Source organism: Paraburkholderia sp. Ac-20347 (assembly GCF_017104805.1).
In the GTDB taxonomy this organism is placed as follows: Bacteria; Pseudomonadota; Gammaproteobacteria; order Burkholderiales; family Burkholderiaceae; genus Paraburkholderia; species Paraburkholderia tropica.
In genome coordinates, this window is record NZ_JAAGPN010000093.1 from 25,383 (window position 1) to 31,744 (window position 6,362).

Below are 6,362 nucleotides of genomic sequence, written 5' to 3' on the forward strand. Positions count from 1 at the left end.
GCGTTCCGGTCGTTCCGGTGTCTTTCGCGGGCGGAGCGCGTGCGCTTCGCCCGGATCGCAGCAAAGCCGGTCGTGCCGGCAATAACCGCTGTATTACCGGCTGTACCACGGGCTGTACCACCGCTTTACCCTGCATCATGTCCTTTGGCGGCTTCGTGCCGTTGGGCGGCGCGCTGTTCCCCTGCGGCGCGCCGCGCCTCTTTTCCCCTTCCACTCAAGCCGTCGGCCGCCTCGCGCGGTAAGCGTGTGCCACAATTCTCTCCATCCCCATCCGACTCTCCGGAAGCCACCTCCGTGACGCGCCGTCTCATTGTGTTCATCGTGCTCGCCGTCGGGCTCGCGGTGGTTTGCGCGCTCGCGTGGTCGCTTGCGTGGCAGACCGGCATCGACGCGCTGCGCCGCAACGCCGCCGTGCGCGGCGACCGCACGACCGCCGCGCTCAAGAGCACGCTGGAGCGCTACGAATCGCTGCCGTATCTGGTGGGCGAGCATCCGCTCGTGCAGGACGTGCTGGCCGATCCGCGCCCCGACTGGGTGGCCGAGGCGAACCGCTATCTCGAGGATGTGAACCGCCACGCGCGCGCCACCACGACCTACATCATCGGCGCCGACGGCCGCTGCATCGCCGCAAGCAACTGGCGCGGCGCGGACAGTTTCGTCGGCAGCGAATACCGCTTCCGCCCGTATTTCATCGAGGCCGCGCAAGGCAACGTGGGGCGCTTCTTCGGCATCGGCACGATCTCGCACGATCCGGGCTACTACATTTCGCAGCCGGTGCGGCGCGGCGAGAAGATCGTCGGCGTGGCCGTGGTGAAGCTCAATCTCGAATGGTTTCCGGGCTCGGATGCGTCCGAGCCGCTGCTCGTCACCGACGATCACGGCGTGATCTTTCTGTCCTCCGTGCCCGCGTGGAAGTACCGCACGGTGCGCCCGCTGCCCGCGGAGATCGTCCGCTCGATCGACCAGACGCGCCAGTACGCGCGCCAGGACATCGCGCCGCTGCCCGCGAGCGTGGAGCACGTGCTGCCCGGCGATGCCGACATCGTGCGCATCGGCAGCGGCCTGCGCGCGCCGCGCTATCTGGAAACGCGCCGCGCGCTCGGCGAGCCCGACTGGCATCTGGTGACGATGTCGCCGATCGATCCGGTGCTCGACGCCGCGCGCAACGCGACCATCATGACCGGCTTCGGCTATGTCTCGTTGTGCCTGCTCGGTTTCTACTGGCGCATGCGCCGCGCGCGCGTGCGCGAAGTGCTGCGCAGCCGCGCGATGCTGCAAAAAGCCTATGCGATGCTCAACGACCGCGTGGCCGAGCGCACCGCCGATCTCTCGCAGGCCAACGAGCGCCTGCAGCGCGAAGTGGCCGAACGCACGCGCGCCGAGCAGGAGTTGCGCGCCACCCAGGACGAGCTGATTCAGGCGAGCAAACTCGCGGCGCTCGGGCAGATGGCGGCGGGCATCACGCATGAACTGAATCAGCCGCTCGCCGCGCTGCGCAGTTTCTCCGACAATACGCGCGTGTTTCTCACGCGCGGCCAGTACGATTCCGCGCACGAGAATCTGGAGGCGATCGGCTCGCTCACCGAGCGCATGGGCAAGATCGTCAATCAGCTCAAGCTGTTCGTCGGGCGCGCGAAGCCGAGGAGCCAGCGCTCGCCCGTGGTGCGCGCGCTGCGTAACGCGCTCGCGCTGCTCGGCAAGCGGCTCGAAGGCGTGCGCGTCGACCTCACGCTGACCGACGGCGAGGCCGCGCCGGTCCCGCTCGATCCACACGGCGATGCTCCCGAACTGGTCGCCCAATGCGACGACCTGCGGCTCGAACAGGTGCTCATCAACCTGATCGGCAATGCGCTCGACGCGGTGGCGGGGCTGCCCGATCCGCGCATCGTCATCGACATTCAGGCGCTGCCCGCGACGCTCGCGATCTCGGTGCGCGACAGCGGCCCGGGCATTCCCGACGACGTCATGCCGCGCCTCTTCGAGCCCTTCTTCACGACCAAGGAGATGGGGCAGGGCCTCGGGCTCGGGCTGGCGATTTCGTCGTCGATCGCGCGCGATTGCGGCGGCGCGCTGGCCGCGCACAACGGCCCGGACGGCGGCGCGTGCTTCGTGCTGACGCTGCGGCGCACGCGCATGGGAGCCACTGCGGCTACGACTGCGGGCGTAACTGCGGGCGTAACTGCGGGCACGGGCGAACCGAAGCCGCAGGACACAAGCTCCCGCACCTCCAACCAGGAAGGCGAACGAACATGATCGACACGACGCCCGGCCGGGTGCTCTATATCGAGGACGACGAACTGGTGCGCCGCGCCGGCGTGCAGAGCCTGCAACTCGCGGGCTTCGACGCGACCGGTTTCGCGAACGCCGAAGCCGCGCTGCCGCTCGTCGATGCCGAATTCGCGGGCGTGGTCGTCAGCGACATCCGCCTGCCTGGCATGAGCGGGCTCGACCTGCTCGCGCAATGCCACGACCGCGCGCCCGACGTGCCGGTGATTCTCGTCACCGGTCACGGCGACATTTCGATGGCCGTGCAGGCGATGCGCGACGGCGCGTACGATTTCATCGAGAAGCCGTTCGCGTCCGAGCGGCTCATCGAAACCGTGCGCCGCGCGCTGGAGCGCCGCACGCTGATGCTCGAAAACCTCGCGCTGCGCCGCGAGCTGGCGGGACAGAACGCGCTCGCGCCGCGCATCATCGGCAGAAGTCCGGCGATCGAGCAGGTGCGCAAGCTGATCGCGAACGTCGCGCCCACGGATGCGTCGGTGATCATCAACGGCGACACCGGCGCGGGCAAGGAACTGATCGCGCGCAGTCTGCACGAGCTGTCGCCGCGCCGCGATAAACCGTTCGTGGCCGTGAACTGCGGTGCGCTGCCCGAGCCGATGTTCGAGTCGGAGATGTTCGGCTACGAGCCGGGCGCGTTCACGGGCGCGGCGAAGCGGCGGATCGGCAAGCTCGAACATGCGGCGGGCGGCACGCTCTTTCTCGACGAAATCGAAAGCATGCCGCTCGCGCTTCAGGTGAAGCTGCTGCGCGTGCTGCAGGACGGCGTGCTGGAGCGGCTGGGCTCGAACCAGCCGGTGCGCGTCGATCTGCGCGTGGTCGCGGCGGCCAAGGGCGATATGCTCGAACACGTCGCGGCGGGCACGTTCCGGCGCGACCTGCTGTATCGGCTCAACGTGGTGACGATCGCGCTGCCGCCGCTCGCGGAGCGTCGCGAGGACATCGTGCCGCTGTTCGAGCACTTCCTGCTGGACGCGGCCGTGCGTTACCAGCGCCCGGCGCCGCTGCTCACCGAACGCGACCGCATGCGTCTCGCGCAGCGCGACTGGCCGGGCAACGTGCGCGAATTGCGCAACGCGGCGGACCGCTACGTGCTCGGGATTCCCGACGATGTCGCGCCGCCCGCCGCGAATGGCGCCGACGACGCGCAGCCGCTCAAGGAGCGCGTCGAGCAATACGAACGCGCGCTGATTGCCGATGCGCTCCAGCAATCGAACGGCGCGGTCGCGCAGGCGGCCGAGCGTCTGCAGATGGCGAAGGCCACGCTCTACGAAAAGATCCGGCGTTACGGGCTCGTCGCGCGCGGCGAGCACGAACCGCGCGCATAAAAAAACGGCAGCGAATATCGCTGCCGTTTTTTATTGGCGTCTGGGCTGGTGCGCAGCGATCTCAGGTCGAAAGCGCCTTTTGCAGCAACTGGTCGAGTTCCGCGAACTGCGGCTCGCCCACGTAGCGCTTGAGGATCTTGCCGTTGCGGTCGACCACGAAGGTGGTCGGCGTGAGCTGCACGTTGCCGAACTGCTTCGCGGCCGAGCCGTCGTCCATCGCCACCTTGAACGGCAGCTGGCGCGTCTGCGCGTAGTTGGCGACGTACATCGGCGCGTCGTAGTTCATCGCCACGGCGACAAATTCGAGGCCTTCGCCCTTGTAGCGGTTATAGGTCTGGACCATCTGCGGCATTTCCTGCATGCAGGTCGCGCAGCTCGTCGCCCAGAAGTTGATCAGATAGACCTTGCCTTTGAGGTCGGCGGTCGAGACCTTCTGGCCGGACAGCAGCGTGAAGGTGGCGTCCGGCACGCGCTGCTGGCTGCCGAAGAACGCGAAGTAGCCGGCGATGGCGATCGCCAGCACCACGACGGCGGCGGCGATGTTGCGCAGCGCGCCGGAGCGCGCCTTCGGAGAATTCGGGGATGCGGACATGGGTTGGTGCCTCGAGCGCCCACGGGCGCGGAAAGAGCCGGACTGCGTCTGGCAAAACTTCCAGCAAAACAACTGGCAAGCACTCGCAAATCTTGAGCAAACGCATTGTAGCGCTGAATTTCCCGGCATAGCGGCTGCGCAGGCACATGCCCGGCATCGCAGCGGATAATGGTCCGCACTTTCGGTCATCCCGCACTTTTATGCCGCCACGTTTGCGTTTCCCGAATTTCGTCAGGCTTTCAGGTTCGATGGACGTCACGATGCAAAACAAGACGCGCAACGCGCTGCGCCGTGCCGCTGCCTGCGCGGCGGGCGCAGCGCTCATCGCCGGCGTGCTGGCGTGCTCGCCCACTTACGACTGGCGCACGGTCGCGAACAACGCGAGCGGCTACAGCGTCGATCTGCCTGCCAGGCCGGGCGCGGATCAGCGCAGCATCGACGTCGGCGGCACGCCCATGCGCATGCGCGTGCAGACGGCCGAAGTGGGCGGCGCGGTGTTCGTGGTCGGCACGCTCGATCTGCCCGACGCGCAGCCCGTGACCCAGCAGAAAGCGCTCGACTTCCTGCGCGACGGCCTCGCGCGCAACCTCGGCACGCCGCCCGCCGCGCGTTCTGTGGACGTGCCGCTGGCGGCGGGCGGCGCCGTGCAGGGCATGGAACTCGATCTGACGGGCAAAGCCGACAACCCGGCAGGTTTCGGCAACGCGGGCGGCAAGGCCGAAGCGCGCACGATCCACGCGCGCATCGTTGCGAGAGGAACCCATGCGTACCAGCTCGCGATCGTCGGTCGCGAACAGCCGCCCGTCGAGCAAGTCGATCAGTTCTTCCAATCTTTCAAACTGTATTGAGGATAACGGAGCGACGGGCGCGAGCGGCGCGAACTGAATGTGCTCTCCTGGGTTTACCGGCTAACACACGGATTTGATTGAGGGTTTACGGGTTACCCACAGCGCCTGTGGGTAACTTTGTGGAAAAAGCCGCGTCGATGGCCGCAAAAGGCCGCCCTGTGGGCTTTTTGTTAGATTTGGCCGCTTTCCCGTAGTTTGTTAAATCGAGAAGAATCAATGACTTGCATTTTGGATGACAGCGAAATGCGAGTCATGCACGAAAACGGGCTCAACACAACGTTGTGTGCATAAGTCAAGTCTTGACTTCCATTTTTTGATCCGTCTGACGAGAGCGGGCGCGCTGCCGCGGCCCGCCATGCGCGACGCGACGCGCGCGTTGGCGCACGAGCGTTCGCGCCGCGCAATTCGTGCGCACTACTGATCGGCGAGCGCTCGGCGATACTGTACGGCCTCCGCAATATGGGCCGCCGAGGGCATGGAGTCGCCCGCGAGATCGGCGATCGTGCGCGCCACCTTGAGCGCGCGATAGTAGGCGCGCGCCGACCAGCCGAAGCGCTCGCCCGCCTCTCGCAGCAGCGCTTCGCCCGCGGCGTCGGGGCGGCAGACGGTGTCGGTTTCGCGTCCGCTCAGTTCACGGTTGGTCTTGCCCTGACGCGCGATCTGCCGCTCGCGCGCGGCTGCCACGCGCGGCGCGATGACGGCAGTGGCTTCGCTGGGCGCGGCGACGCGGCCCGCGAGTTCGGCGGGCGGCAGCGCGGGAATCTCGATCTGGATGTCGATGCGGTCGAGCAGCGGCCCGGAGAGCTTGCGCCGATAGCGCGCCGCACCTTCGGGCGTGCAGCGGCAACGTCCGGACGGATCGCCGCGCCAGCCGCACGGACACGGATTCATGGCCGCGACGAGCTGGCAGGCGGCGGGGAAGTCGGTCTGCCACGCCGCGCGCGAGATGGTGATGGAGCCCGCTTCGAGCGGCTCACGCAAGGTTTCCAGCACGTGGCGATCGAACTCGGGCAACTCGTCGAGAAACAGGACACCTAAATGAGCGAGCGTGATTTCGCCGGGCTGCGGCGGATTGCGGCCGCCGATCAGCGCCGCCGCGCTCGATGAGTGATGCGGCGCGCGAAAAGGCCGACGCCGCCACTGCTGCGGCGAAAAGCCGATCGCACTGGCGGACAGCAGCGCGGCGCTTGCGAGCGCTTCGGTGTCGGTCATCGGCGGCAACAGGCCGGGCAGGCGCGCGGCGAGCATGGACTTGCCCGCGCCGGGCGGCCCGACCATCAGCAGATGATGGCCGCCCGCCGCCGCCACTTC

Annotated in this window: 4 protein-coding genes and 1 pseudogene; 3 read left to right on the forward strand and 2 right to left on the reverse strand. The window is 67.6% G+C overall.

What is annotated here, in order from left to right; genetic code table 11:
* Positions 1–282: 282 nt before the first annotated feature.
* Positions 283–2,136 (forward strand): annotated as a pseudogene (locus G3N97_RS18795) (ATP-binding protein); the annotation flags it as partial.
* Positions 2,137–2,249: 113 nt separating this feature from the next.
* On the forward strand, positions 2,250–3,611 hold the full coding sequence (locus G3N97_RS18800) for a sigma-54 dependent transcriptional regulator (RefSeq protein WP_205994580.1): 1,362 nt from the start codon (positions 2,250–2,252) through the stop codon (positions 3,609–3,611).
* A 61-nt stretch (positions 3,612–3,672) separates the two neighbouring features.
* On the opposite strand, the gene G3N97_RS18805 is transcribed toward G3N97_RS18800, so the two are convergent.
* Positions 3,673–4,203 (reverse strand): TlpA disulfide reductase family protein, encoded by a 531-nt coding sequence (locus G3N97_RS18805; RefSeq protein WP_065062093.1) that lies wholly within the window; start codon positions 4,201–4,203, stop codon positions 3,673–3,675.
* Between the two features lie 260 nt (positions 4,204–4,463).
* Between G3N97_RS18805 and G3N97_RS18810 the strand changes: the two genes are divergently transcribed.
* Entirely contained in the window at positions 4,464–5,051 is a 588-nt protein-coding gene (locus G3N97_RS18810) for a hypothetical protein (protein ID WP_241030673.1), read from the forward strand.
* Between the two features lie 414 nt (positions 5,052–5,465).
* On the opposite strand, the gene G3N97_RS18815 is transcribed toward G3N97_RS18810, so the two are convergent.
* A partial coding sequence (locus tag G3N97_RS18815) for an ATP-binding protein (RefSeq protein ID WP_205994582.1) occupies positions 5,466–6,362 on the reverse strand: 897 nt, incomplete at its 5' end.

Coding starts and splice junctions, on each gene's coding strand:
- G3N97_RS18800 (WP_205994580.1), top strand. CDS start 2,250: ATGATCGACACGACGCCCGGCCGGGTGCTCTATATCGAGGACGACGAA.
- G3N97_RS18805 (WP_065062093.1), bottom strand. CDS start 4,203: ATGTCCGCATCCCCGAATTCTCCGAAGGCGCGCTCCGGCGCGCTGCGC.
- G3N97_RS18810 (WP_241030673.1), top strand. CDS start 4,464: ATGCAAAACAAGACGCGCAACGCGCTGCGCCGTGCCGCTGCCTGCGCG.